General features: G+C 42.1%; 26 protein-coding genes and 2 pseudogenes. 17 read left to right on the top strand and 11 right to left on the bottom strand.

What is annotated here, in order from left to right:
* The first annotated feature begins 22 nt into the window (after positions 1-22).
* From acnB to HC246_RS05370, 3 genes are all read left to right on the top strand, one after another.
* Positions 23-2,623: a bifunctional aconitate hydratase 2/2-methylisocitrate dehydratase gene (acnB, locus tag HC246_RS05380; protein WP_169362494.1), complete on the top strand. Its 2,601-nt coding sequence runs from the start codon at positions 23-25 to the stop codon at positions 2,621-2,623.
* Positions 2,624-2,723: 100 nt separating this feature from the next.
* Complete coding sequence (locus HC246_RS05375; protein WP_169362493.1) at positions 2,724-2,996, top strand: BrnT family toxin; 273 nt, start codon at positions 2,724-2,726, stop codon at positions 2,994-2,996.
* A gap of 5 nt (positions 2,997-3,001) precedes the next feature.
* Positions 3,002-3,271 (top strand): hypothetical protein, encoded by a 270-nt coding sequence (locus HC246_RS05370; protein WP_169362492.1) that lies wholly within the window; start codon positions 3,002-3,004, stop codon positions 3,269-3,271.
* Positions 3,272-3,386: 115 nt separating this feature from the next.
* On the opposite strand, the gene HC246_RS05365 is transcribed toward HC246_RS05370, so the two are convergent.
* A complete protein-coding gene (locus HC246_RS05365; RefSeq protein WP_169362491.1) occupies positions 3,387-3,953 on the bottom strand; it encodes a hypothetical protein in 567 nt (188 codons plus the stop codon).
* Between the two features lie 256 nt (positions 3,954-4,209).
* Between HC246_RS05365 and HC246_RS05360 the strand changes: the two genes are divergently transcribed.
* The 6 genes and pseudogenes from HC246_RS05360 to HC246_RS27110 all read left to right on the top strand — a co-directional run.
* Complete coding sequence (locus HC246_RS05360; protein ID WP_169362490.1) at positions 4,210-4,554, top strand: hypothetical protein; 345 nt, start codon at positions 4,210-4,212, stop codon at positions 4,552-4,554.
* 368 nt (positions 4,555-4,922) lie between these two features.
* Positions 4,923-5,339 carry a XisH family protein gene (locus HC246_RS05355; protein WP_169362489.1) on the top strand — a complete coding sequence of 139 codons (417 nt, stop codon included), beginning with the start codon at positions 4,923-4,925 and terminating at the stop codon, positions 5,337-5,339.
* Positions 5,327-5,668, top strand: coding sequence for a XisI protein (locus tag HC246_RS05350; protein WP_169362488.1), 342 nt, complete (start codon positions 5,327-5,329; stop codon positions 5,666-5,668). The genes HC246_RS05355 and HC246_RS05350 overlap by 13 nt, the downstream gene beginning before the upstream one ends.
* Before the next feature lie 242 nt (positions 5,669-5,910).
* Positions 5,911-6,177, top strand: coding sequence for a hypothetical protein (locus tag HC246_RS05345; RefSeq protein WP_169362487.1), 267 nt, complete (start codon positions 5,911-5,913; stop codon positions 6,175-6,177).
* Between the two features lie 317 nt (positions 6,178-6,494).
* Positions 6,495-7,662: pseudogene (locus HC246_RS26860) on the top strand (IS701 family transposase).
* Positions 7,663-7,746, top strand: a pseudogene (locus tag HC246_RS27110) (IS1 family transposase); the annotation flags it as partial.
* Between the two features lie 173 nt (positions 7,747-7,919).
* Here HC246_RS27110 and HC246_RS05330 read toward each other — a convergent pair.
* The gene (locus HC246_RS05330; protein WP_126385673.1) at positions 7,920-8,183 is read right to left on the bottom strand and encodes a BolA family protein; all 264 of its coding nucleotides are present in this window, start codon (positions 8,181-8,183) and stop codon (positions 7,920-7,922) included.
* A gap of 237 nt (positions 8,184-8,420) precedes the next feature.
* Between HC246_RS05330 and xth the strand changes: the two genes are divergently transcribed.
* The 4 genes from xth to HC246_RS05310 all read left to right on the top strand — a co-directional run bounded on the left by xth (position 8,421) and on the right by HC246_RS05310 (position 12,297).
* A complete protein-coding gene (gene xth, locus HC246_RS05325) occupies positions 8,421-9,212 on the top strand; it encodes an exodeoxyribonuclease III (RefSeq protein ID WP_169364485.1) in 792 nt (263 codons plus the stop codon).
* Between the two features lie 111 nt (positions 9,213-9,323).
* Positions 9,324-9,773, top strand: a complete 450-nt coding sequence (locus HC246_RS05320) for a pentapeptide repeat-containing protein (RefSeq protein ID WP_169362486.1) — start codon at positions 9,324-9,326, stop codon at positions 9,771-9,773.
* A 243-nt stretch (positions 9,774-10,016) separates the two neighbouring features.
* A complete protein-coding gene (locus tag HC246_RS05315; protein WP_169362485.1) occupies positions 10,017-10,481 on the top strand; it encodes a hypothetical protein in 465 nt (154 codons plus the stop codon).
* 298 nt (positions 10,482-10,779) lie between these two features.
* Positions 10,780-12,297 (top strand): UbiD family decarboxylase, encoded by a 1,518-nt coding sequence (locus tag HC246_RS05310; protein WP_169362484.1) that lies wholly within the window; start codon positions 10,780-10,782, stop codon positions 12,295-12,297.
* A gap of 28 nt (positions 12,298-12,325) precedes the next feature.
* Here the strand turns inward: HC246_RS05310 and HC246_RS05305 are convergent, their stop codons facing one another.
* The 4 genes from HC246_RS05305 to HC246_RS05290 form a co-directional block, all read right to left on the bottom strand.
* On the bottom strand, positions 12,326-12,712 hold the full coding sequence (locus tag HC246_RS05305; RefSeq protein ID WP_169362483.1) for a DUF309 domain-containing protein: 387 nt from the start codon (positions 12,710-12,712) through the stop codon (positions 12,326-12,328).
* A complete protein-coding gene (locus HC246_RS05300) occupies positions 12,705-13,226 on the bottom strand; it encodes a hypothetical protein (protein ID WP_169362482.1) in 522 nt (173 codons plus the stop codon). Before HC246_RS05300 ends, HC246_RS05305 begins: the two co-directional genes overlap by 8 nt.
* A 102-nt stretch (positions 13,227-13,328) precedes the next feature.
* Positions 13,329-13,979: a hypothetical protein gene (locus tag HC246_RS05295; RefSeq protein WP_169362481.1), complete on the bottom strand. Its 651-nt coding sequence runs from the start codon at positions 13,977-13,979 to the stop codon at positions 13,329-13,331.
* 379 nt (positions 13,980-14,358) lie between these two features.
* Entirely contained in the window at positions 14,359-15,039 is a 681-nt protein-coding gene (locus tag HC246_RS05290) for a glutathione S-transferase family protein (RefSeq protein ID WP_169362480.1), read from the bottom strand.
* 396 nt (positions 15,040-15,435) lie between these two features.
* Between HC246_RS05290 and HC246_RS05285 the strand changes: the two genes are divergently transcribed.
* Both HC246_RS05285 and HC246_RS05280 read left to right on the top strand, forming a co-directional pair.
* On the top strand, positions 15,436-16,203 hold the full coding sequence (locus HC246_RS05285; protein ID WP_169362479.1) for a hypothetical protein: 768 nt from the start codon (positions 15,436-15,438) through the stop codon (positions 16,201-16,203).
* Between the two features lie 204 nt (positions 16,204-16,407).
* Complete coding sequence (locus HC246_RS05280) at positions 16,408-17,484, top strand: ABC transporter substrate-binding protein (protein WP_169362478.1); 1,077 nt, start codon at positions 16,408-16,410, stop codon at positions 17,482-17,484.
* A 59-nt stretch (positions 17,485-17,543) separates the two neighbouring features.
* Here the strand turns inward: HC246_RS05280 and HC246_RS05275 are convergent, their stop codons facing one another.
* The 3 genes from HC246_RS05275 to pgl form a co-directional block, all read right to left on the bottom strand.
* Positions 17,544-18,590: a late competence development ComFB family protein gene (locus tag HC246_RS05275; RefSeq protein ID WP_169362477.1), complete on the bottom strand. Its 1,047-nt coding sequence runs from the start codon at positions 18,588-18,590 to the stop codon at positions 17,544-17,546.
* 613 nt (positions 18,591-19,203) lie between these two features.
* Positions 19,204-19,446 carry a DUF3493 domain-containing protein gene (locus HC246_RS05270; protein ID WP_169362476.1) on the bottom strand — a complete coding sequence of 81 codons (243 nt, stop codon included), beginning with the start codon at positions 19,444-19,446 and terminating at the stop codon, positions 19,204-19,206.
* 133 nt (positions 19,447-19,579) lie between these two features.
* Positions 19,580-20,296 (bottom strand): 6-phosphogluconolactonase, encoded by a 717-nt coding sequence (gene pgl, locus HC246_RS05265; protein ID WP_169362475.1) that lies wholly within the window; start codon positions 20,294-20,296, stop codon positions 19,580-19,582.
* 413 nt (positions 20,297-20,709) lie between these two features.
* On the opposite strand from pgl, the gene HC246_RS05260 reads away from it, so the two are divergent.
* Positions 20,710-20,919 (top strand): hypothetical protein, encoded by a 210-nt coding sequence (locus HC246_RS05260; protein WP_126385449.1) that lies wholly within the window; start codon positions 20,710-20,712, stop codon positions 20,917-20,919.
* A 215-nt stretch (positions 20,920-21,134) separates the two neighbouring features.
* A complete protein-coding gene (gene asnS / locus HC246_RS05255) occupies positions 21,135-22,535 on the top strand; it encodes an asparagine--tRNA ligase (protein ID WP_169362474.1) in 1,401 nt (466 codons plus the stop codon).
* 121 nt (positions 22,536-22,656) lie between these two features.
* Here the strand turns inward: asnS and guaD are convergent, their stop codons facing one another.
* Positions 22,657-23,991, bottom strand: coding sequence for a guanine deaminase (gene guaD / locus HC246_RS05250; RefSeq protein WP_169362473.1), 1,335 nt, complete (start codon positions 23,989-23,991; stop codon positions 22,657-22,659).
* A gap of 264 nt (positions 23,992-24,255) precedes the next feature.
* A complete protein-coding gene (locus HC246_RS05245) occupies positions 24,256-24,885 on the bottom strand; it encodes a ribonuclease D (RefSeq protein ID WP_169364484.1) in 630 nt (209 codons plus the stop codon).
* Positions 24,886-25,386: the final 501 nt, after the last annotated feature.

The following is a 25,386-nucleotide window of genomic DNA, read 5'->3' as shown; positions in this document are numbered from 1 at the left end:
CAAGAATTAAAAATAACACCGTATGTTATCAGCCTACCGTGACCATGTTGCCGAACGTGCAGCCCAAGGAATTCCCCCTTTGCCCCTCAATGCTCAGCAAGCCTCAGCCCTGTGTGAGCTATTGCAAAATCCCCCCGCAGGCGAAGAGGAATTTTTACTAGCGTTACTACGCGATCGCATTCCCCCTGGAGTCGATCAAGCTGCCTATGTCAAAGCAGGATGGCTAACAGCGATCGCTAAGGGTGAAAGCACATCCCCTCTAGTTAGCCCTGCCTATGCGGTGGAACTGCTCGGCACGATGGTTGGTGGCTATAACGTGCAGACCTTAATTGATTTGTTAAGCAATGATGATTTAGGCGACTTGGCGGCAACGGCTCTCAAAAAGACCCTGCTCGTATTTGATGCCTTTAATCAAGTTCTTGAATTATCCAAAACTAACGCTAGAGCCAAAGCCGTCATTGATTCATGGGCTGCTGCCGAATGGTTTACCAGTCGTCCTGCTTTGCCTGAAACTGTGACCGTGACCGTATTTAAAGTCACAGGCGAAATCAATACCGATGATTTCTCTCCTGCATCTCAAGCTTTCTCACGTCCTGACATTCCTCTCCATGCTCTCTGTATGTTGGAGTCGCGCATTCCCGATGGTCTGCAAACCATTGCCGAACTCAAGCAAAAAGGTTATCCTGTCGCCTTTGTCGGTGATGTGGTGGGAACAGGTTCTTCCCGCAAATCCGCGATTAACTCGGTGCTGTGGCACATTGGCAACGATATTCCCTTCATTCCTAACAAGCGATCGGGTGGCGTAATTTTAGGAAGTACGATCGCGCCGATCTTCTTTAACACTGCCGAAGATGCAGGAGCCTTACCAATTCAGTGTGATGTCACCAAATTGGAAACTGGCGATGTGATTACGATCCACACTCGCGAAGGCAAAATCACGAACGCTGCAGGGGAAACTCTTTCCACATTCAGCCTCACCCCTGACACGATCACCGATGAAGTTCGCGCAGGTGGTCGCATTCCTCTCTTAATCGGTCGTAGCCTCACCGCCAGAACCCGTCAAGCTTTAGGACTTCCCGCCAGCGATGTCTTCATCCTTCCTGCCACTCCCGCCGACACAGGCAAAGGCTACACCCTCGCCCAAAAGATGGTGGGCAAAGCTTGCGGCGTAGCTGGTGTGCGTCCCTATACTTCTTGCGAACCCTTAATGACTACTGTTGGCTCTCAAGATACTACAGGTCCCATGACTCGCGATGAATTGCAGGAACTCGCTTGCTTAGGATTTAGCGCTGACTTAGTGATGCAGAGCTTCTGCCATACTGCCGCCTATCCCAAACCCACCGACATCAAAACCCATAAGGAACTTCCCGACTTCTTCTCCAATCGTGGCGGTGTAGCCCTCCGTCCTAACGATGGCATTATCCATTCTTGGTTAAATAGAATGCTCTTGCCCGATACCGTTGGCACTGGTGGCGATTCCCATACCCGTTTCCCCTTGGGTATTTCCTTCCCCGCAGGTTCAGGATTAGTCGCCTTCGCTGCTGCCCTTGGTATCATGCCTCTGGATATGCCCGAATCGGTCTTAGTCCGCTTCAAAGGCGAATTACAACCGGGGGTAACTTTGCGCGATATCGTGAATGCGATTCCCTACGTTGCCATTCAGCGTGGTTTGCTCACCGTTGAGAAGAAGAATAAAAAGAATGTCTTCGCAGGTCGGATTATGGAAATCGAAGGTTTGCCCGATCTCAAAGTAGAGCAAGCTTTTGAACTCACCGATGCCACTGCCGAGCGTTCCTGCTCTGGTAGCACGATCAAGCTCAGCACGGAGACTGTTGCCGAATACTTACGATCAAATGTTGCTCTCATGAAGAACATGATCGCTCGCGGCTATAGCGATGCTAAGACACTCTTGCGCCGTATCGCCAAAATGGAAGAATGGCTCGCCAATCCTGTATTAATGGAAGCCGATCCTGATGCCGAGTACGCGGAAATCATCGAGATCGATCTCAATGAAATCAAGGAGCCAATTGTCGCCGCACCTAACGATCCCGACAATGTGAAGTTGCTCTCAGAAGTAGCAGGCGATCGCGTGGATGAAGTCTTTATCGGTTCCTGCATGACCAATATCGGACATTACCGCGCCGCCGCCAAGGTTCTCGAAAAGGAAGCCGCCGTCAAAGCCCGTCTCTGGGTCGCACCACCCACCCGCATGGACGAGTTCCAACTCAAAGAAGAAGGAATCTACAGCACCTTTGGTGTCGCTGGAGCCAGAACCGAAGTCCCCGGATGCTCTCTCTGCATGGGTAATCAAGCTCGTGTTGCCGATGGCGCGACGGTCTTCTCTACTTCCACCCGCAACTTCAATAATCGCATGGGCAAGGATGCTCAAGTCTATCTCGGTTCCGCCGAACTCGCGGCAGTCTGCGCCTTACTAGGCAAAATTCCGACTGTGGAAGAATACCAAGCGATCGTCACTAAAAAGATTGATCCTTTTGCCAGTGACCTCTATCGCTATCTCAACTTCGATCAGATTGCCAATTTTGAAGATCAAGGTCGGGTGATTGCGTTGGAGGATATGCCTCGCATTGAGGACATTTTGGGTATGCCTGTGGGTGCAAAGTAGTTAGTTGATTTGCATATAATGTTAGGGTGAGTCTATAAACGGCTTGCCCTAATTTTTACTATTTGCAAGAGAATTGTTATGAGATATTGTGGTTTACATTGTGAAAGCGTTTATTTGGAGTGATGAAAAAAACAAATTGCTCCAACAGGAAAGAGGTGTATCTTTTGAAGATATTGTTGAAGCGATCGCTGATGGATATTTGTTAGATAGTATTGAGCATCCTAATTCTGATAAGTATGCTAATCAATCAGTTTTCATAGTCGCTGTTAAAGAATATGTGTATTGTGTACCTTATGTTGAGAGTGAATCAGGTGTTTTTCTAAAAACAATTTTTCCTAGCCGTAAAATGAAAAAGATATATTTAGGAGATTAGGAACTATGCAACATTTAGATATAGAAGAACAGGAATTACTAGAAAGTATCGAGAATGATGAATGGGTGAGTATTTCCAATAAACAAGAAGGGTTATCCCGTTTTCAAAATATGGCGAGGCAGCAAATTTTAAAGCAAAAGATTGAATTGCAGATGTCAACTCAAGATTCTGACAAAATTTATAGCTTAGCAAATCAACTTGGAATTTCGGTGTCTAACTTTGTTCAGGATATTGTCCATAAATATTTGCAAGGTGAGTTAGTTGAAAAAAGCTAAATCGCCGCTTGTTTGTTGATAGGTTTATGCTCGCCTATTAATTTCAAAAAAATTGTGCGTTACATTTCATTAACGCACCCTACCAAACTCTAATTTTTACAAGTAATTTTTAGAGCTAACTACAGCCACATGCTCCACAGGATGTACATTTATACCAACCGCATTTATTACATTGCATGTCACCGATACCAAGAGTGTCTTGGCAACTCCAGCAGTATGTAAATCTTGTTCTTTTCTCACAACGTCCTATAGCAATTAGTTCACTTATTTTAACCCACTCAAATCCCTCTTTAAAAAAGAATAATTTGCATGTGTGATTCAATACATTTCGATCACAGACTACTGCTACAGAGTAATTGTTTTTATTAAATACTATTGTTCCTAAAGGAATACCAACTCTCACGTAGCTAGTTGCTTCAACGCAATCTTTTCTTTGAAAGAAAATTACTGGTTTAATTCTATTGGGAATATATATCTGATTAATTTTATTAATATCTTCTTTCAAAGAATTAATCAAAAATATTCTTTCTGGCGAGAATTCTTGATTGTTCTCTCTATAGATTTGCCGAAGAAATCTTAAGATTTCTATGTATTTTTCTTTTTGGATTTCAACTCCAATATAATTATTAGATAACTCTTGTAAATCCCGAATAAGCTTTGGAACATTTTCATTACTGTTCATATCGAAACTCAGTAAAAAGTTTTAGATGCCTTTTGATATATTTTATCTAATCTTTCTAGGCAATTCCTAGGCTTGTAATTTTCAACCGCAAACTGAATAAGTCTGACATTATAGCACCTCTTTATTTTATCTAAAAATTAGCACTTAAGGTTGAGACTTGCAAGCAAAAATATTTTGAATGACGGCTAGAATCATGTATTACCAAGACTTTACAAGATCTGAAAATGATCATATAATTAGTTAAGTCAAACAAAATATGGTGAAACAATTGGAATATAAAGACATCAAAAATAACCAATATATTAATCTTGCGTGGGGGTGGATATTTAACAGTGATGGTAGTAGGGTATTGAGGTTGCGTATTGACTCTAATCCTCAGTCTTCAGAAGAAGTTTTTTTGTCTGTTATACAAGATGTAGTGTCAAGCTTGCTCATACAAAATCGATCAAAGATAATTGTAGATGGTTTGACAGCCCTGAGTAATTTTGTTACTACTCTGAACGACAAGTATAACTATCCTCTATTTTTAGAAGAAGTCATGGAAATAGGAAAAAAAGAGATTGAAACCGTAATGGGAAGCGCTCCAGTGGAATTCAAATAATCACATCAGTACTCATATCACACATCAGACTCTAATAAATGTGTAGTAATTAATTGATCTAACTCCAAAATATCTGAGTGGTGATTGCTGGCTAAGAGATGGATAGGTGATCGCTGTTTGACTTGTTTTTTAGAGGGGTGATCGCTGGTTGTGGGGATGGATAGGAGATCGCTGGTTGGTTTATTTTTTAGAGAGGCGATCGCTGTTTATGGGAATGGAGAGGCGATCGCTGGTTGGTTTATTTTTTAGAGGGGTGATCACTGTTTATGGGGATGGAGAGGCGATCTCACCTCACAAATTACTGCAACAAGTATCTATAATGAGAGTAAATTGAGTTTATTCACGATCTTTTTTCTTTTGCTATAGCCATGCCAGCCAAAGACATTTATCACGATGCCGTAAAAAATGCTCTCATCAAAGATGGCTGGTTGATTACGGCTGATCCTTATCTAATTCGATATAAGGATGTTGATTTGTTTGCTGACTTAGCTGCCGAAAAGCCGATCGCTGCTGAACGCCAAGGCAAAAAGATTGTGGTTGAGGTTAAAAGTTTTTTAAGTCCGTCACCAATGCGAGATTTTGAATTAGCATTGGGACAGTACATTCTCTATCGAAATTTAATCCGATTAACTGCTCCTGAATATGGTCTTTATCTGGCAATTAAAGAAAGCAGTTATCAAAACTTTTTTCTGAGAGACTCAATTCAAGATCTGATACGCATAGATTCAATTAAGTTATTGGTTGTGAATACAATGCAGGAGGAAATCTTACAATGGATAGATTAGATAAGTATCGTGATGTTATCAAAAAGATTTTGACCGAATATCATGGATGGGCTACTAACTCTAATATTAGAGAAAGAGAGAGTTGTCTAGTTTTTGACGAGGTTCACGATCAATATTTTTGGTTTTTAATGGGTTGGCAAAATAAGAGAAAATATAGAAATATTCAGGTGCATATCCGTATTAAAAATCAAAAGATTTATATCGAGGATGATTGGACTGAGGAGGGAATTGCTAATGAGTTGTTAAGGGAAGATATTCCGAAGTCTGATATTGTTTTGGCTTTTCATGATCTTGAGACTCGGAAGTTAACTGAGTTTGCGGTAGCTTAGCGATCGCTGTTTGATTTATTTTTGGGAGGGGCGATCGCTGGTTATGGGATGGATAGGCGATCGCTGGTTGATTTATTTTTTAGAGGGGCGATCGCTCTTTGTGGTGGTTGGATAGGCGATCGCTGTTTGGTTAATTTTTAGAGGGGCGATCGTTGTTTGTAGGGATGGATAGGCGATCGCTGGTTGATTTATTTTTTAGAGGGGCGATCGCTCTTTGTGGTGGTTGGATAGGCGATCGCTGATTGGTTTATTTTTTTGAGTGGCGATCGCTGGTTGTGGGGATGGATAGGCGATCGCTGGTTGGATGTTTTTTTGAGTGGCGATCGCTGGTTATTAGGGATTGGATAGGCGATCGCTGGTTGATTTGTTTTTTGAATGGCGATCGCTGTTTATGGGAATGGATAGGCGATCGCTGGTTGGTTTGTTTTTTAGAGGGGCGATCGTTGATTATGGAATTGGAGAGGCGATCGCTGTTTATGGGAATGGATAGGCGATCGCTGGTTGATTGATTTTTAGAGAGGCGATCGCTGTTTATGGGGAATAGATAGGCGATCGCTGGTTGGTTGTTGTTTTGAGTGGAGATCGCTGGTTATGGTTGATTGGATAGGCGATCGCTGCTTATGGGGATTGGATAGGCGATCGCTGGTTGATTAATTTTTAGATAGGCGATCGCTGTTTGATTGATTTTTTTGAGAGGCGATCACTGTTTATGGGGGATGGATAGGCGATCGCTGTTTGATTGATTTTTTTGAGGGGGCATAGAAGTTACGCATTGACAGAAGGGAGAAAATAGGCATAGAAATAGCCAGCAATAGCCATAGCAAAAATGAGGGAAATCAGCAAACCATCAACAGCCAAATGTGACATGAACAAGTACATCTTGTTTTTACTGCCAGAACCAAAGCAGGTAAGTTGTGTGAGGTTAGGCGAGATCATCAAAGAAGTGTCTCATGATAGTGTGAACCGATTTTTGCTACGGGAAAACTATACAGGAAAAGACCTCTACCAAAGTGTAGAGCCAAACATCAAGAAAGAGGGAGGAGTACTGAGTGTCGATGATACAGTGCTAGATAAACCCTACAGTAATACCAGCAAAGCACCGCTAATCAGCTATTTCTGGTCAGGGAAACACAAGAAAGTAGTGAAGGGGATTAATCTCATCACCCTGTACTACACCGATATTGACGGACGTGCTTTTCCTGTCAATTACCGTATTTATAACAAAGAAGAGGGCACTGGTTAGTTAAAGCGTGATTGGCGTATTTGCGTCAATTTTGTCGGCATGAAATGGTCGTTTCAGACCCTATCCCTGCTTAGCTGACCAATGCCAAGAAGAGGGCAAGACCAAGAATGAATATTTTCGGGAGATGCTTGCCGAAGTCATCGCATGGGGACTGAAACCAGCATTTGTCACAGGTGATAGTTGGTATGCAAGTGTCGATAATCTTGAGTACATCAAACACTATGGACTTGGGTTTCTGTTTGGCATTGAAAAAAATCGCTCACTCTCCTTGACCGCAGATGTAACCGTATATGCTCAGGTAGCAAACTGCGAAATTCCCTATACTGGATTAGAGATGCATCTTAAGGGGTTTGGTTTAGTCAAGGTGTTTAGAACGGTTTTCAAAAACGAATTCCGTCACTACATCATCTACCGACCAAACCCTGACAAAATTGCTGAGATTACGCGCACTCAATTTATGGACATCCATGCTCGGCATTGGCAAATTGAATCTTTCCATAGAGCCATTAAACAGGTTGCTAATATTGAGCGTTTTTTCGTTAGACAGACTCTGGCTATCTCCAATCATATCTTTGCGGCTATTTCCGCTTTTGTCCATTTGCAGTTGCGTTGTATCCACAACTTGATTGCGAATTGCTATGCTCTCAAACGTAATTTGTTTAATGATGTTATTCGCTCTTTTATCGTGGAAAATTTAGCTGATTATAGTTATCTCCTACCTGCAAATCTTCTCCCTTCTGTCAATGCGTAACTTCTAAACCACATTGGTGCGATTTGGAATTTTATTCATTACTACAACGCTTCTTTGCCTGCTCGTTCATCCTTTCCTTTTTAGGACTACCAATTATTAAGTCAAGATTGGGAAATTTCTAAAGATAACAAAATCTGAAACAGAGTTGCGCCGCAACTCTTCTATTGTAGATTTTTATCTAAGCTTACTTCGGACATAAAACCCAAGCTAAAGGTGGCGGTGCTTTGCGCCGCCACCTTTAGCTTGGGTTTTGATTTTTAGAGAACTTGAACTTGCATCTTTTCCCATTGAGAGAGGCTATAGGTTTTTAGCTGTAGGGCATGGATTGCGCCAGTGTCGAGATGTTCTTGAATTGCGCCATATACTAATTTGTGTTGCTTAATCATTGATAAGCCTTCAAACTGTTCAGCAACCACGATCGCAGCAAAGTGTTGACCATCATGATTAGGATCTTCAACCTGAACTTTGGCATTGGGTAAAGCAGTACGAATTAATTCGGCAATGTAGTTGTGAGAAATCATGTTGGGCAAACTCAAAATTTACAAAATCTAAATTGGGCTGTTCACATTGTGCCACATTGCTAGATTAGGGGCTTAGCATTTGTGCTACCTTGCTAAATAGCTGGACATAATTATCAAAAACTAAAACCTGTGGCGCACGTTGCGCGTGCGCCACAGGTTTTAACTCTGATTGTTAATTTTGCCCAGACACTTAATTTTATGAAAATTTTTGATTGGCAACAGAGATTTAGGGATTTAATGAAAATCGCAACTTGGAACGTCAACTCAGTTCGCACAAGGATCAATCATGTTTGTGATTGGTTACAGGCAAATCCTGATGTCGATCTGTTGTGTTTACAAGAGACCAAGGTAATTGATGCGGACTTTCCCCATCAGCCTTTTACCGATTTGGGCTATCAAACCTATATTTATGGTCAGAAATCCTATAACGGAGTAGCAATAATTTCGCGATCGCCTTTAGAAAATATTCAAACTGGCTTTGTTTCGGTATTGGGAGAAATTGCTGACCCTAGCCTAGATGACCAAAAGCGTTTGATTGCGGCTAAATTTGGCGATGTCCAAATTGTGAATATGTATGTCCCCAATGGCTCTGAGGTCGATAGTGATAAATATGCCTACAAGTTACGCTGGCTGAAGCTCTTAAAAGAATATTTGCAAACTTTGCTCAGCAAAAATGCTAATGTCCTGATTTGCGGCGATTTTAACGTGGCGATCGCTGATATCGACATTTATGATCCTAAGGGACGCGAGAAAAAGGTAATGTCCACGGATATTGAGCGAGAGGCTCTAGCAGAAGTCTTGAATCTGGGATTTAAGGATGTATTTCGGAAGTTTGAATCGGATGGCGGGTACTATAGCTGGTGGGATTATCGTTCTGGAGGTTTTTCACGTAATCGTGGCTGGCGAATTGATTATCATTTTTTGACGGAATCTCTCTACGAAAGGGCAACTGCTTGTGAAATCGATGTTGAGCCACGTAAGTTAACGCAACCGAGCGATCATACTCCCGTCATTGTGACGATTGATTAAATATGGTGATTTACGCTTTAATCAAAAATATTTTGTGGAAGAGTGATCCTTTGGGGCGATCTTCCACAATACCCAAAATCTCTAAAATTTAACTCTAAGAGAACTTTAGCTATGAAATATCGCATCTATTCGGCGATCGCGCTACTTATCATTTTGCTTTTGTTTCCCTTACCAGCAATAGCCGCGAACCCTAGCCATATTGTCAAGTTACAAACTATGCAAACCTGCCAAGTTTGCGATTTGACTGGGGCATATTTACCCGTTAGCAAATTAGACTATACGTTTATATTGTCTTCTGATCTGAGTAGAGCTAATTTAATTGGCTCTAGCATTACTTTCTCAAATCTGAGTCGCGCTAATCTGAATGGAGCGAATCTTAGCCATGTTAATTTCAAGCATACGAAATTGTTGCTTACTGATTTTACGAATGCAATTTTCGATAAGACTGATCTGACAGAAGCTGATCTCACCAGTGCAACCATTTCGGACTCGCAACTAGCAAAAGCAAAGTTGTGTAAGACAGTTTTACCCGATGGATTAGTTTCTGATCGTGACTGTTAAATGTTTTCATTGCACCATTAAATATAAAACCCCAAGATATGGCGTAAGAGCAACTTACGCCATATCTTGGGTCTATTTTTTAATTGGTTCTATCTACTTAAAGAATAGTCTGGATCTAGATATAGTGCTTTTCAGGCAATCGCGATACAGATCCACCGAAGACAGGCAAACAAACCCATACTTCATGGAAGCACTATATTGTAAAATGAGTTACTAGCGGATTGAAATACTGCTATATCAGCGATGAATAGTCAAAACCTACCAGAAGAAGGGCGTTTTACTCTAGTTACGTTTCCTGAAACTCAAAAAATACTCGAGTTAGTTTGGTGGACGGAAAAAGGAGCATTTCAGGGTTTGTTCTACTACGATAATGATCCCCTAACTCTTTATAATGGGCGCGAATTCATTGAGATTAGTGCCAGTGGAGGCAGTCTTTCAAGAACTAGTCAGCCAAAAAAGGTAAAGAGTATACCTTGCACCCAGTTAGTTCGCGATATTGTAAAACGACCAGCTTATTTCCCAGAGTACTTTAAGAATTACTCTGATTTAGATGGAAAGTTTAGTCTCAACTTAACCATATCCTCCAATATTGCAGAAGCAGACTGTCCCGCAGAATATTTCTCCATTGAAAAAGACTGCTACAACTTTAATTTTGAAGATAAGAGTTGTAGTTATAGTTACTGGGTTTATACGGACACATCTATATAGGTAGCTAGGCATAGGTAGCTAGGCGCAATTAAATATAAAAAAACAAAAGCTATGGCGCACGCTGTGCGTGCGCCATAGCTTTTGAATCTGACTTTTAATTATGCCCAGCTACTTATCTTAAGTAGCTAGTCATGTTAGGACAAAAACAAAAACCAGAAGAGAGTTGCAGTGCTTTGCACTGCAACTCTCTTCTGGTTTTTACTTGGCTAGAGCCATAACAGATGATTAACGGGAAATAAACGTAACATTTAGTTACAATAGGGTACTGACTAATTGCCTAAGTATTCCCCATAGCCCTATGACCCGTGACCTGCGATCGTTTCTCAAACTGCTCGAAGAGCGCAAACAACTACATCGTGTCAAAGCCCAAGTTGATTCCCAGTTAGAAATTGCTGAGATTAGTAATCGCCTATTGCAATCGGGGGGACCCGCACTGCTATTTGAGAATGTCAAAGGCTATAACGTACCAGTTGCTGTGAATTTATTGGGCACAGTAGAGCGCGTCTGCTGGGCAATGGGTATGAAAGAACAATCAGAACTAGAAGTTCTAGGTGAGAAATTGGGCAAATTACAAAGCCCAAAGCCACCGAAGAAAATTTCACAGGCGATCGAATTTGGGAAGATTCTCTTTGATGTGGTGAAGTCACGTCCCCAGAAGCTTCTCTTTGGGAATGCACCCTGTCAAGAAATAGTATTGCAAGGTGATGATGTAGATCTTGATCAGATTCCCATTCTCAAACCCTATCCTAAAGATGGTGGTCGTGCAGTGACGCTGGCGCTAGTGATTACGAAGGATGTTGAGAATGGGATTCCGAATGTGGGGGTTTACCGTTTGCAGCAGCAGTCCAAAAAAACGATGACGGTGCAATGGCTGTCAGTGCGTGGTGGTGCGAGGCATTTACGCAAGGCGACTGAGGCGGGCAAGAAACTCGAAATTGCGATCGCGATCGGGGTTGATCCAGTCTTAATCATGGCGGCTGCAACGCCGATTCCTGTGGATTTATCGGAATGGATTTTTGCAGGACTCTATGGCAATGAAGGCGTACAGCTTACCAAATGTAAAACCCTCGATTTAGAAGTTCCTGCCTGTGCGGAATATGTTTTGGAAGGAACGATTACACCCCATGAAGTGGGAACCGATGGCCCTTTTGGCGATCACATGGGCTATTACGGAGGCATTAATGATCAAGCGCCTCTGATTCGCTTCCATTGCATGACTCATCGCAAAGATCCCATCTATCTCACCACCTTTAGCGGCTTGCCTCCCAAGGAAGAAGCAATGATGGCGATCGCTCTAAATCGGATCTATACCCCCATCCTCCGCCAGCAAGTTTCAGAAATTACCGATTTCTTCCTGCCAATGGAAGCGCTGTCCTATAAAGCAGCAATTATTTCCATTAAAAAGGCTTACCCCGGACAAGCACGCCGCGCCGCTCTTGCCTTTTGGAGTGCCTTGCCTCAGTTTACCTACACCAAATTTGTGATCGTGGTTGACCATACGATCAATATTCGCGATCCGCGTTTAGTGGTTTGGGCGCTCAGTTCCAAGGTTGACCCCACCCGTGATGTGTTTATTCTGCCCGACAACCCCTTCGATTCCCTCGACTTTGCCTGTGAGAAGGAAGGACTAGGCGGACGCATGGGCATTGATGCCACTACCAAAATTTATCCTGAAACCGATCGCGATTGGGGTGATCCTTTAGAGAGCGATCCTGATGTGGCGGATATGGTTACAAGGCGTTGGGCAGAGTATGGTTTAGCTGACATTAAGCTTGATGGAGCTGATCCTAATTTATTTGGTTACGATATACATTAGTAGATATGCGGTGCTTTGCGCCGCATATCTAGATTTTAGGGATTTTTAAATCACCTTGCTCAATTCTTTTTAAGATATCACCAATTCCTTCTTTGCCACTTATCTGGACAGCGCGTAAGATTTCTAAACTGTCTTCCAGTAAAGTCTCGACATCTATGGATTGATAATCTGGAAGATATGCAGGTAAGCGACTTGTACCTTCTCCTAAGAGAATTGTGGCTCCATGCCAATTGTGATTTTGGAGATGATATAGACCGACGGCAATTTGTAAAATCCCCTGATAAAAAGCCCGATCGCTTTGCCAAGCATCATTCCAAATCGCTTCTAATGTATCGTGACAGGCGTAATAATCTCCATTATTAAACTGAGCGATCGCCTCGGCAAATAAAGGATCGACGGTGTTTGATTCAATCATTAGCGCGTACTTGGTCTAATATTTGGGCTAATACATTAGCGATCGCTTGTTTTTGCTCAGCGTCATATCCCCATTTTTCGAGAAAAGCGACATATTCACCAGTATTTGCAAGCGCGGTATCATGAACCTGTGTAGCAATTGCTCGCACTTCTAGAATATCTACCTTCTCAATCAAAAGTGCGGTACGCTTAGCCACGCGATCGGAACCTTCTGCTTGTTCAGTATTTCCTGCTCGGCGGTGGGTAATTGCCATTGCTGTGGACATGGCTAGATTTTTGACAAGGAGTTCCGCGATCGCATCAGGAGTCGATTGCAATGCACGAATTACAGGAGCGCTGGGTGCATCCGCGATTGTCCATTCTCCAGTTAAAAAGCACACAAAAAAACCTCTTGCACCATTAACGGTTTGCACAAGTGCGGCAATTTGGGATTCTAGTTTAGCCTCATCAAGATTGCTGTGGGAGAGTAAATCTTCGGTATATGCGATCGCTTCTTCAAAGGTGATATTTTCCATACATGACCAGCTATAGCGGTTTTCATTTTGCCGATAGCAAAACACAAACAGAGTAATATTTTAGATTTTAGGATGGGTGCAAAGTGCCAACCATCCTAAAATCTAAATATGATCTAAACAATGATTTGGTAAAAATGCTGTCCAGCCATTATCTAATTTGACACGGCAACTGACACTAATCACCTGCTCAACGATTCCCTTATGATTGGCATATTGCTGACGATTAGCATTTACACAGACGCGATCGCCAACTTTAAAAGTTTTATTTTTGGCGACGGCATCCTGTTTTTTGTCGGACACACTGGGGATCGCTGCCTTTTTGAGAGTTGGGGCAGAGTGAAAGGTCAGTGATGCAGCCTGTTGTCCATTCACTTGATAGTTATATCCCCTACCTTGAATAAGCTGTAAACTCCCGATCTGCACATTGGCAAGATATTGGACAAACCGATCAACGGATATTTCCATGATTTCGGCAATATCCTCAAACATGACAGGATAGCTCCAATAATTTTCGCCAACTTGGAGATCCGCTAACTCTTTCCATGCATCAAATAGTTTTTGTCCGAATTGTGGGGCGAGATCCTCAGGTGGCTCACCATAAGACTTGGCGCTAGACCTTGAGGATTCACTACTGGATATCAGGGTTTCTAATGTTTTAAGCAGATTTTGAGCAACGCGATCGCTTGCTTCTGTCCTTGCTCGGAGATATTCGAGAATCTGCTCAAACAAAGATTCACTAACATTAACAGCCATATGACTACTCGCACTAATCTTCTCTAAGAAATCTAAAAAACACTTGTTTTCACGCTGAGCAGATGAAGAATACCGTTTTTAGATAACTTTTGGATATTCTCTAAAGTAACACCAATAAGTTAACACCAATTTGTCATTGATCCTTATGTTGCATTTTTTTACACTTGACTGATTGATGCAGCATATTGTGCGGAATTAAAACCCAGAGAAAGTTTTAAAAGCGCAGCTTAGCTGCGCTTTCAAAACTTTCTCTAGTTTACTTTGGCTTTTATCGTTGATTTATTGAATCGGTATAAACCCCAGAAGAGAGTTGCGGCGCTTTGCGCCGCAACTCTCTTCTGGGGTTTGGTAATGCTATGTTTGCGAGAACTTATGCAAATTATTTAAGCCCAGCTTCCCAATTTTTTGGTAAAGGTTCGTGACAAAGCTGATGAATTTCGGTGATGCGTTCAAACAGCCAAGGATAGTCACGACGATAGGTGGGAATTAAGCCTAAGGGAGAAAGTAATGCTGCTGCCGCTAAGTCAGCGACACTAAAGCGATCGCCTACTAAGTAGCCATCTTGCCAAAACTTACTTAACATTGCGATCGCTTCATCGATCCTTTGAGCTGCTAATTTTGCCGAGTCTGCATTAATGCCATATTGCGATCGGACGATGGCAATTACCATCTGACTCATCCATGAAGGATCGATTTGCTTACCATCATTAGCACGAAACTGGTAATACACAAACCTTGCTGCCGTACCAATGGATTCATCAAAATAATCTTCCAATCTTAAGGCTTCTTGTTGTTGCAGATCATCTTCTAAATAAAGTGGGGGATTAGGCTGATAGGCTTCGAGAAAGCGAATAATTTCAGTGGAATCAGCAACTACGGCAGGACAATTTTTTTGTTGGGGAAGTAATACAGGCACAGTCTTTTTACCTGATAGTGGCTTAACCCTGAAAATATGTAAACCGGGAGTCAGGTTTTCGACTTGATAGGGAATTTGTTTATAGCCAAGAGCTAGACGTGCTTTGCGGCAATAGTGGGAAGTGCTGAACTGTAATAGAAGCATGATTTAATCTCTATTATTTGCCAAAATAAAATCCAACCCTTCAAGCATTAAGTAGCGGAACATAATTAAAAAACAGATTTAAAAACTGTGGTGCATGTGCAGTTTATGCCACAGTTTTTTGTTTTTATATTTAATTTTCCTAGCTACTTACAGCCTGTTGAAGTTTGAAGTAGTAAAGAGAGATTTTTGAAAGCTCGGCGAAGCCGAGCTTTCAAAAATCTCTCAAAATCTCAATACAGCGCTTTGCGCTGTATTGAGATTTTGAGGTGGTGTAAATCTCTGTAAAACTAATTTGGATAATGGTAATTGCTAAATTTTGAGCTTTAGTTAAACAAATCAGTTAATCATATGCTATAGTCGCGACTAAATTTTTTACAGTCTAAGGTGCTATCGCCTATGCAAGCCAATCCAGTCTCTAAACCTACAAACTCTCAATCTGGTTATCAGACCGCCCCATCTGGTTATCAGGCCTCAGTCCCTGTTACTGTGTATCGAGAACTGGCTGCGGAGTTGCAATCGACTCAAGCAAAGCTATCTTTTTTTCAGTTGCAAAATGAGCAGCTAGCTAAGCAAAATCAAATGCTATTGCAAGAGTTTGAGGCGATCGCCCAAGCCACGGATCGAGTGCAGTCGATTCTCACACAATCAAATTTGCCAGAGTCTAAACTCTCAGAAGTTTTAGCTGGTATTCGGGCTTCTTCCCAGATTAATCCTGCACCATCTCGGAGCAATCCACAGGGTCGTCCACCTGCGGCGAAACCCCGCACTGCTGATAAGCCTGCTCCAGCTAGTCCTCGTAAGGCTGCGGTACAGCAAACAACTAATGCTATTCAAGAGGCTATTTCTAGAGCCAGACAACTAGCTACGGACTCAGCGCCGCAAGCTGCTAATGAACCAGTATTAGGTGATACGTTGTATTACGACAGTTCTTTTGCTGCTTTTGATGCGCCGAATCCTGCCCCAACACCCGCACCGATTCCTAAAGTATTACCGAAGCTAGAAATTCGAGAAGAAGTATCTTCTCGACCTCTTCGCACTGAGGCTATGGAAGAGGCTAGTGAATCGACAGGATTAAGTGGTTGGGTTTTAACCTTAACAATTGTCGCGATCGTGCTGACTTCCTTTGGTGCTGGCTATCTGCTAATGCGCCCATTCGTGAAATAAGCTTAAACACTTTTAGGAAAAAGAGTGGAACGCTTAGCGTTTCACTCTTTTTCTGTTTTAATTGAGGAGTTATTAAATCCAGAGAAATTTTGGAAAGGTTCGCTCTCGGACTTTTCCAAAATTTCTCTGGATTTGATTTTTCATTTTGTGTAAGCAAAATGAAAAACTCTATAGTTATGCAAGTGCTGTAGGTTTAGAAGATTCATGGATAGACGTAAGTTTCTAGTTTTAGGTGGCGCAGCGATCGCTTCCATTGGGGGATGTCAATTGTCAAATCCTTTCGATCAACGCGATCGCCTAAAAATTACAGGGCTACTGGGCGCAATCCCTAGCAAGGTAATTAACCAATTTGAATCTACATCGCAACTCAAGACGGAGTTTAAAGCTGAGAATTTACCATCGAAACTTTGGCAAGAGCTACAAAGTTATCCAAATTCTAAAGATAAAGCACCACATCTGACGAGCCTCGGTGATGCTTGGTTGGATTTAGCGATCGCTCAGTCATTGATTCAGCCAATTGCTCCTGACTTGTTAGCCAAAATTCCTCAATGGCAAAAACTTAGCCCAATTTGGCAAAAAAGTGTGACTCGCAACAACCAAGTCTGGGGGATTCCCTATCGTTGGGGCGCAACAGCGATCGCTTACCGCAGTGATAAACTCAAATTTAATATTACGCAATGGTCTGATCTTTGGCGATCGGAACTGAAGCTGAAACTGACCTTACCCGATGATGCTCGTGAAGTGATTGGTCTCGTCTTAAAAAAAATCGGTCAATCCTACCAACAGGAGAACCTAGCAGAAAATCAGGAAATCTTCGCCAAGTTGACCCAAGAACTCAAAAGTCTACATTCGCAAGTTTTAACCTATACCTCTGATAACTACTTACAGTCGCTATTAGCGGATGATGCTTTAGTAGCGGTAGGTTGGACGAGCGATATGTACAAAGCACAACGCCAAAACCCCAACCTTAAAGTGGTAATTCCTCAGGACGGAACAGCGCTATGGAGCGATATGTGGGTAATGCCAACGGGAGAAGTGCCAGTTACAGCCGCCGCATGGATGAATTTTTGCCTGACCCCTGTGATCGCTGCTCAAATTACAGCCTTAACCGATGCAGTCAGTCCATCTAGTGAGCTAGAGCAAGTGCCTGCCAGTGTCAAAGCCGATCCCATCAAATTTTTCCCGCAAGAGATTTTAGCTAAAAGTGAAATACTAGCACCATTGTCACAACCCACAATTCAGCAATACAAAGACCTGTGGACAAAAATGCGAGCTTCGTAGCCATTTGTGCCGTGCAAAGCACAGCGCAAATGACGTGAAATGGTCAGCCTGACGCTACTTTAGACATGATGGGGATAGTTATAGTCGCTGCGTTTGCGCCATTCAAGCTCATGACTCACCGCTTTTTGTAAACATTCCTCAACGATAAAGGGAGCATTGCGCCAGTTAATATCATCACGTTGCAGAATCCAGCGTATTTGCTCTAGAGCTTCCTCTAGCTCTGCTTCAAAACGGGCAAGAGGCAATGGCACTTTTTGTAAGTTGGGAGTTTCGACACAGACAGCGATCGCCTCCTTCAGGACTGCAACCACTTCTTTGCCATACACTTCCCTTGCCCGCAATCGTAATTCTCGATATCCCTTCTCGGTAGTGGCGTACATCGTGGGGAGACGATTTAAAACATAGGCAGTTGCTTCACCTAAATCAACCGTTTCCGCGATCGCAGGATGTAGCTTTTGAATTTGATGATAGGCAAGGGAAAGTACCAGTTTTTCTAAAACATTGCTGAACTGATAATTGACATCCACCATATAAGTTTGAAAGTCTCTTGCCTTTTGAGCATCCTGCGCCAAACTGGTCGATGTTCGCATTTGTCTCCCTTTCCAAGAAATTTCTGGTGGTTTGCGATCAAAAACAGTTTCATCTTTGCCGGTGATCGCCTCTCGCTTACTCAGCACCATGTAAGTGTTACTAACTGAGCTTTTGAGCTTGATCGTTAGTAACGCATTCTCCAATGCTGTGGGAATATCTAACCAAGAAGCATTTTCAGCACCTAAGATTTGTTGGAGATCGGCAAGCGATCGGGCATGATTTGCCACCTCTTGGGATGGCAAAGGGCGAGAATCTCGCAGGGCATCTGGCTTGACGCTAGTAAGGGCGCGACGCACGGCTGACTCTATCTGTGACCGCATTTCCGTGGCGGCTTTTTTGCGTTGTCGCATCCATCCTGATTTGGATGTTGCATACATTGGAGGTAGCCGATTGAGTGCATAGGCAGCAACTTCGCTGACATTAATCTGGTCTCGTCGATATTGTGGTAGATGCGAAATTTGGAAATCAATTTCCGTAATTACCAATTCCTCAATGGCATTCTTGCAACTTTGCATATCAAGCCGTCCCAAACCTAATATGAAACTTTAATATTACTAAATTAAAAAATATCAAATTAAACTATAGCGATTTTCATTTTGCCTAAAGCGAAATGAAAACTCAAAACTATTTCTAGGATTGAGATTGGCTTGCAAATAACTATGTAATCATTTGCAAAATGCTATAACTGGTAACTCTTATAGACTTTTGCAAGCAAAAGACAGACAAAGAGATTTTTGAAATAATAGATTTGCCTAAGTATCAAAAATTCTTAGGCTATTGGATTAATACAAAACGCTGTAATAAATACAATTGCTTTGTGATACAGACAGGATTTATATATATAGAAAACCCAGTTTCACTATAAAAGTTTCACAATGCTAGATGCTCTTTTATAGCTAGTCAAAAACTATGAATTATTTAGGATTGCTATGGTTGCCAAAGAAGGCAAATAGAAAATCCTATTTTAAATTAGATTTCAAAGGAGATTTCTAAATATCCAGACATTATAACAACATGATCTAAAATCATTGTGAGGCAAGATCAAGCATTTTATGGCATTTATACTGCTCCAAATTATAGGAATGGTAATGTTGTACTTGTATTTTTAAGATATAGTTCAGAACTTTTCTATTTACTGCGATCAATTCGATAGAGCCATATCATTAACGCTAGGACACCAATTTGTAAGGTAAGGTTTCCTAAATTGGCTTCTAGCTCGCCATTGCCTGCGATGAGCCTTGCTAAAAAAATAATTGCGCCAATTAGTCCCGATCCTGCAAAAGCAATATATATAAATATGCGTAAACCCCGATAAGGGGATTTGGCTTCACGTCTGAGCCGCTCGTATTGTTGGGGATTGAGCTTTGACATATAGCTGTTTTAAATAACTTGTAGATGGGCTTCGACTTCGCTCAGCCCTCGGTGTAAGTTAGCTGAGCGAAGTCGAAGCTGTAGTTTTTATTGCGATAAAGGATTAAGACGATGCTTGGCATCGCCTCTTCTTTTATGGCTGCTTTTGATTCATGGCTGTACGATCGCATAGCCAAATCGTATTACCAGTAATTAAACGTGAAGGATATTGGTTTACATCCCCACTAGGTGCTAGCACTGCCTTGAGTGCTTTAGCTTTAGCTGCCCCCTCAATCATAAAAATAATTTCTTTAGCCCGATTAATGAGTGGTACTGTCAAGGTGATCCTTGGCTGCCCATCTTTTGAGCCAACTGTGACAAGGCGATCGCCAACTTTAAGGGCGGGGGTGTGGGGAAATAACGAAGCGGTATGACCATCGTCACCCATCCCTAGTAAAACTAGATCAAATTGAGGGATTTCACTTGCACTCACGCCAAAAAATTCTTGAATATGTTGCTCATATTGGGCAGCAGCGATCGCAGGATCATCTTTGTCCGTCGGAATCGCATGGATATTTGCCGCAGGGATTGCTACGCGATCAAGCCATGCTTGGCGGGTCATGCCCTCATTGCTTTGGGGATCGGTTGGAGGGACATAGCGTTCATCTCCCCAAAAAACATGCACCTTTGACCAGTCCCATTCCTTACTGGCTAAGAGTTCATATAAAACCTTAGGGGTGCTACCACCTGCGGCAACAATGGTAAATCTTTCACCCTTTGCGATCGCCTCATCATAGGCGATTTGACATAGCATCAATGATCGGTTGGCAATTTCTGCGCGATCGTTCCAAATTTCTACTTGCCTAGCCATAATTCCAACGATACCTCTCCAAGATGGGTAGTGCTAAAGATAGCAGTTTTTTTATATTAAGAAGGGTGACTCACAGAGTCACCCTTCTTAATATAAAAATCTAGTTTTGATGAAAGCGCAAAACACTACATACGGGGATCACTACAATCACACCCCGATCCTACTGAAGACGACCAATTATGAATGAATTAATGACACGTTTTGTGTAGATATTTATAGAAGTTATCTGCGACACCAAAAGTAAAAACTCTTTGCCAGTATAGTTTCTACGCTCTCTTGTTACTGTCAGGTATCTCAATCAATCTTGGGGGAGGTGTTTTTTATTTCATTTTGTGTGAATTTTGACAGTACTCACGTAGAAATGTACTAACCTATAGATTGTTAGGAAAATATTAAGGTTAAGGTAAACAAACATGTCACCTGCTATTATACGTCTCTTCTGGGACTCAGTTAACCAAGCACAGCCTAATCTCCTTTTGAATCTTGATGATGACGGTCTCATGAGCTGGTTAGTTGATCAAGTCAAACAACGCTCTGCTCTCGATTCTCATCAGCAAAATGATCTCAGTCACTACATTAGCGATCGCCTACCATTGATCCGTGAAATGGCATATCAGAATTAAGCCACTTCAACCTAATTTTCACGTTAATTCGCAAGCTAATGTCAAGCTTTAATTACTGGGGAATCGTTCTCAAGGGGAACATCTAGGGGTTTCTATCGATGTCATGCTCTGAAGTGTTAGGATACTTGCCTGAGCTTTGTAATCATTAATTTCACTGATTAATTTCATAGCTCCATAGCCTATTCACAGTTATTTCTAGCGGTTATTTCTAGCGTATGACATCTGCAAGAATTATTGACCTGTTACGTGATGGTCAGACTAATGACTCATACACACTTCGTGGTTGGGTGAGGACTAAACGAGAAGGTAAGGGAATAGCCTTCTTGGAGTTAAATGATGGCTCGTCGCTACAAGGGCTACAAATTGTTTTACCTCAGACAATTGATGGCTATGAAACGCTAATTAAACAAATAACTACAGGTGCATCCATTGAGGTATCAGGGACTCTAGTGGAGTCTATGGGTAAAGGTCAAAGGGTGGAAATGCAGGCTAATGCGATCGCGCTATTTGGCACTGCCGATCCTGAGACCTACCCTTTACAAAAAAAACGTCACTCGATCGAATTTTTACGGACGATCGCCCATTTACGTCCCCGAACAAATATGTTTGGGGCAGTATTTCGGGTGCGAAATGCCTGTGCTTTTGCCATCCATAAATTTTTCCAAGAGCGTGGTTTTTTGTGGGTACATACGCCAATTGTGACCGCCAGTGACTGCGAAGGGGCTGGCGAAATGTTTGGTGTGACCACTTTTGACTTAAATAAATTGGCGACATCGGGAAAGCCTGTGGATTTTTCGCAGGACTTTTTTGGTAAGCCCGCCTTCTTGACGGTGAGTGGTCAGCTAGAGGCAGAAATTATGGCAACTGCCTTTTCTAATGTCTATACCTTTGGCCCCACGTTCCGTGCTGAAAACTCGAATACTTCGCGACACCTTGCCGAGTTTTGGATGATTGAGCCAGAAGTCGCCTTTTGCGATCTTGAAGGCGATGCGGATCTTGCTGAGGATTTCCTCAAATATATTTTCAATTATGTGTTGGAAACCTGTCCCGAAGATATGGAGTTTTTCCAAGAGCGGGTAAATAATCAGGTGATGGCAAATGCTCGCAAGATTGTCGATGAGCAGTTTGAGCGGATTACCTACACTGAGGCGATCGCGATTCTCGAAAAGAGCAGCAAAACCTTTGAGTTTCCTGTGTCATGGGGCTTAGATTTACAATCGGAGCATGAAAGGTTTCTCGCTGAGGAGCATTTCCAAAAGCCCGTCATTGTGATGGATTATCCCTTGGGGATCAAGGCGTTTTATATGCGCGTAAATGATGAATCGGCAAGCGATCGCCAAACTGTGCGAGCTATGGATATTCTTGCGCCTGGGGTCGGCGAAATCATTGGTGGTTCGCAGCGTGAGGAACGCCTTGAGGTCTTGGAAGCAAGAATTCGCAGTGTGGGGCTAAACCCTGAGGATTACTGGTGGTATCTCGATTTACGTCGTTATGGTACTGTGCCTCACGCTGGATTCGGTCTAGGTTTTGAGCGTTTAGTTCAGTTCATTACAGGCATGGGCAATATCCGCGATGTGATTCCATTCCCTCGTTTTCCTCAAAGCGCAGAGTTTTAAATAAAAGGCGCTTAGAGCCTTTTATCTTTCTTAACGCGAGTTAAAGTGAGCTTTGAGAGAGGGTTTGCTATGGCAAACTCTCTCTCAAAGCTCACCAAAAATAAAAGGCGCATAGCGCCTTTTATTTTTGGTGGGCTAATTCGCCCATGATGTAGGTTGCAGCGATCGCACGATCATCTCCCATAATGAGCGTGGCAAATAACTGATCGGATATTTCCGCGAGGGTGGGTGGATGCTCTAAATCGATAGGTTTATTTCTTAACGCCATAATTGGTGTTGAGCGCAGATTTAGCACTACAAAATCAGCTTCCTTGCCGATCTCGAAATTTCCTAATTTATCCTCAAGACATAATGCTTTTGCGCCGCCCAAGGTGGCGAGAAATAGAGCTTGAAAAGCGGATAACTTTTGCGATCGCAACTGTGCGACTTGATAGGCGGCGCAAGCAGTCTTTAACATTGAAAAGCTCGTTCCTGCACCCACATCAGTACCTAGACCCACTTTTACTGGAGTTTCCTGCGACTTTGCCTTTTCAATTTTAAAAAGCCCACTTCCTAAAAACATATTTGAAGTTGGACAAAAAGCGATCGCTGCTTTTGCCTCAGATAGTCTCGCGAATTCCTGATCAGTAAGCTGCACCCCATGAGCAAAAACCGATTTTTCACCTACTAAGCCTGCCTGATCATAAACATCTAAATAACCTGCACTCTCAGGAAAAACTTCCTCAACATAGGCAACTTCTTTGACATTTTCCGATAGATGCGTGTGCAAATACACATCAGGAAATTCAGTCAATAGTTTGCTGACATTACTTAATTGCTCTGGAGTAGAAGTAACGGCAAATCTTGGAGTGACTGCATAGAGTAGGCGATCGCATTTATGCCATTTCTCGATTAACTGTTTTGTTTCTATGTAAGATGACTCGGCAGTATCGGTCAAAAAGTCTGGGGCATGGCGATCCATCATCACTTTCCCTGCAATCATCCGCAAATTACGTCGCTGTGCTTCTTCAAAAAAAGCATCTGCTGATTGCGGAAAAATGGTTGTAAATACTAGAGCCGTAGTTGTGCCATTTCGCAGTAACTCATCCAGAAATGTAGAAGCGATTTTCGATGCATAATTGCGATCGGCAAATTTCTTTTCAGTGGGAAAAGTGTAAGTACTCAGCCATTCCAATAACTGCTCACCATAGGAAGCAATCATTTCTGTTTGAGGAAAGTGAATATGCGTATCGATAAATCCTGAGACAATGAGGCGATCGGGATAATGGGTAATGGGCAGATCTCTATATTTATCTTGGAGATCCGTATAATTTCCTAGCTCCTTTACCTTGCCCTGTTCAACAACTAACAAACCATCGGGAAAATATCGAATACAGCTAGCCTCTGGGGCATAAAATGGATCGGCGATCGCATCTAAAAAACTGGCTCGAAATCCTTTAATGGTGTGATTTTGCATAAATAGAGGTATAGCTCGTAATCTTGATACAGCAAAATAATTTGACTGCTTTGTCTGAACTAATAATTCTTTATGCTTTTGGTTTTTATCGTAGTCGCAAAAAGTACAATCATAGTTTTACAGACTGTTGAAGCTTGTACTACAGCGCTTTGCGCTCAAAACCAAACCAAGAAAAATTTTGAAAACGTTGCGAAGCAACGTTTTCAAAATTTTTCTTGGTTTGGTTGATCGGAAATTGCCATCCCCAAGGTTTATAGGCGTTGTTTAATGGGCAAACACATCCGCATAGCCGAGCAAGTCTAAATATACGATTGTAGGAATATGAGCAAAACAGGCTTTGGCTAATTCGTAGCGATTTTCGCGAATTAACATGTCGATCAATTTGCGATATACAGGCAAAAGATAGCGCACATCATTAGCTGCGTACTTCAATTGATCCTCAGATAGTGCGTGTACATTCCCCCAGTCCGAAGATTGAGATGTTTTATCTAGTTCCACCTTCTCTAATTCGCGAACGAGTTCCTTTAGTCCATGTTTGTCAGTGTATGTTCTTGCCAGTTTGCTAGCAATTTTGGTACAGAAAATTGGATGGGTGGCAATCCCTAGATGGGCTTCCATCATGGCGACATCAAATCTAGCAAAGTGAAACACCTTAGTCAGCTCAGGCGATTCCATCAAATACTTCAGGTTGGGAGCTTCTTTGATGCCTAGTCCAATTCTGACCAAGCTCACAATTTCTGCATCGTTACAAATTTGGATTAAACATAAGCGATCGCGCCTAGGAATTAAACCCATCGTCTCCGTATCAACTGCGATCGCTTCACAACTGAGATATTCTTGTAGGGTTTCAAAATCAATATCATTATCAAAAATTTTAAAAGCTGGCATCTTAATATTTAGTTTAGATTCTTGAGGTTAGCGATAGCAAAGTTATACAGCTTATATACCGTCTATGTACCTTATTTGGCAAATTTATGGGACTTGAAATAATTTGGTGTAAGTAAGATTGAAACTTTGCAATACTTTCAGTGGTTTTAGCGTGACATTAGATAGTTTGATTTATTATTCTTAAAAATTCTCAATTGATCTAGTAATATTTCGGTAACTATGATAGTAGTATTATTTTTAAGTTCTATGTAAAGTTCATTCGTTTCAAAGAACTTGAAAATTCTTTTTTCTCTTGGTTGTTTAACGCATCAGTGCAATTTTTTTAGGCAAATACATTGAGTAAATACCTGATCATTATTGAATTGTGTTATACAACATATCCTAAGTAGTGCGTCCTCGTAGTCTAGTAGTAAATTTGGCGTAATTTTGTCATAACCACATAGCTATAGCAATTCTAAATGGTTTGTGGAAGTACACCCCGAAGGGGTGCACTTCCACAAACCCCAA

It is taken from the genome of Pseudanabaena yagii GIHE-NHR1, from assembly GCF_012863495.1.
Taxonomy (GTDB): Bacteria; Cyanobacteriota; Cyanobacteriia; order Pseudanabaenales; family Pseudanabaenaceae; genus Pseudanabaena; species Pseudanabaena yagii.
The sequence above is the reverse complement of the archived record's forward strand: the minus strand, read 5'-3'. Positions and strand labels throughout refer to the sequence as shown.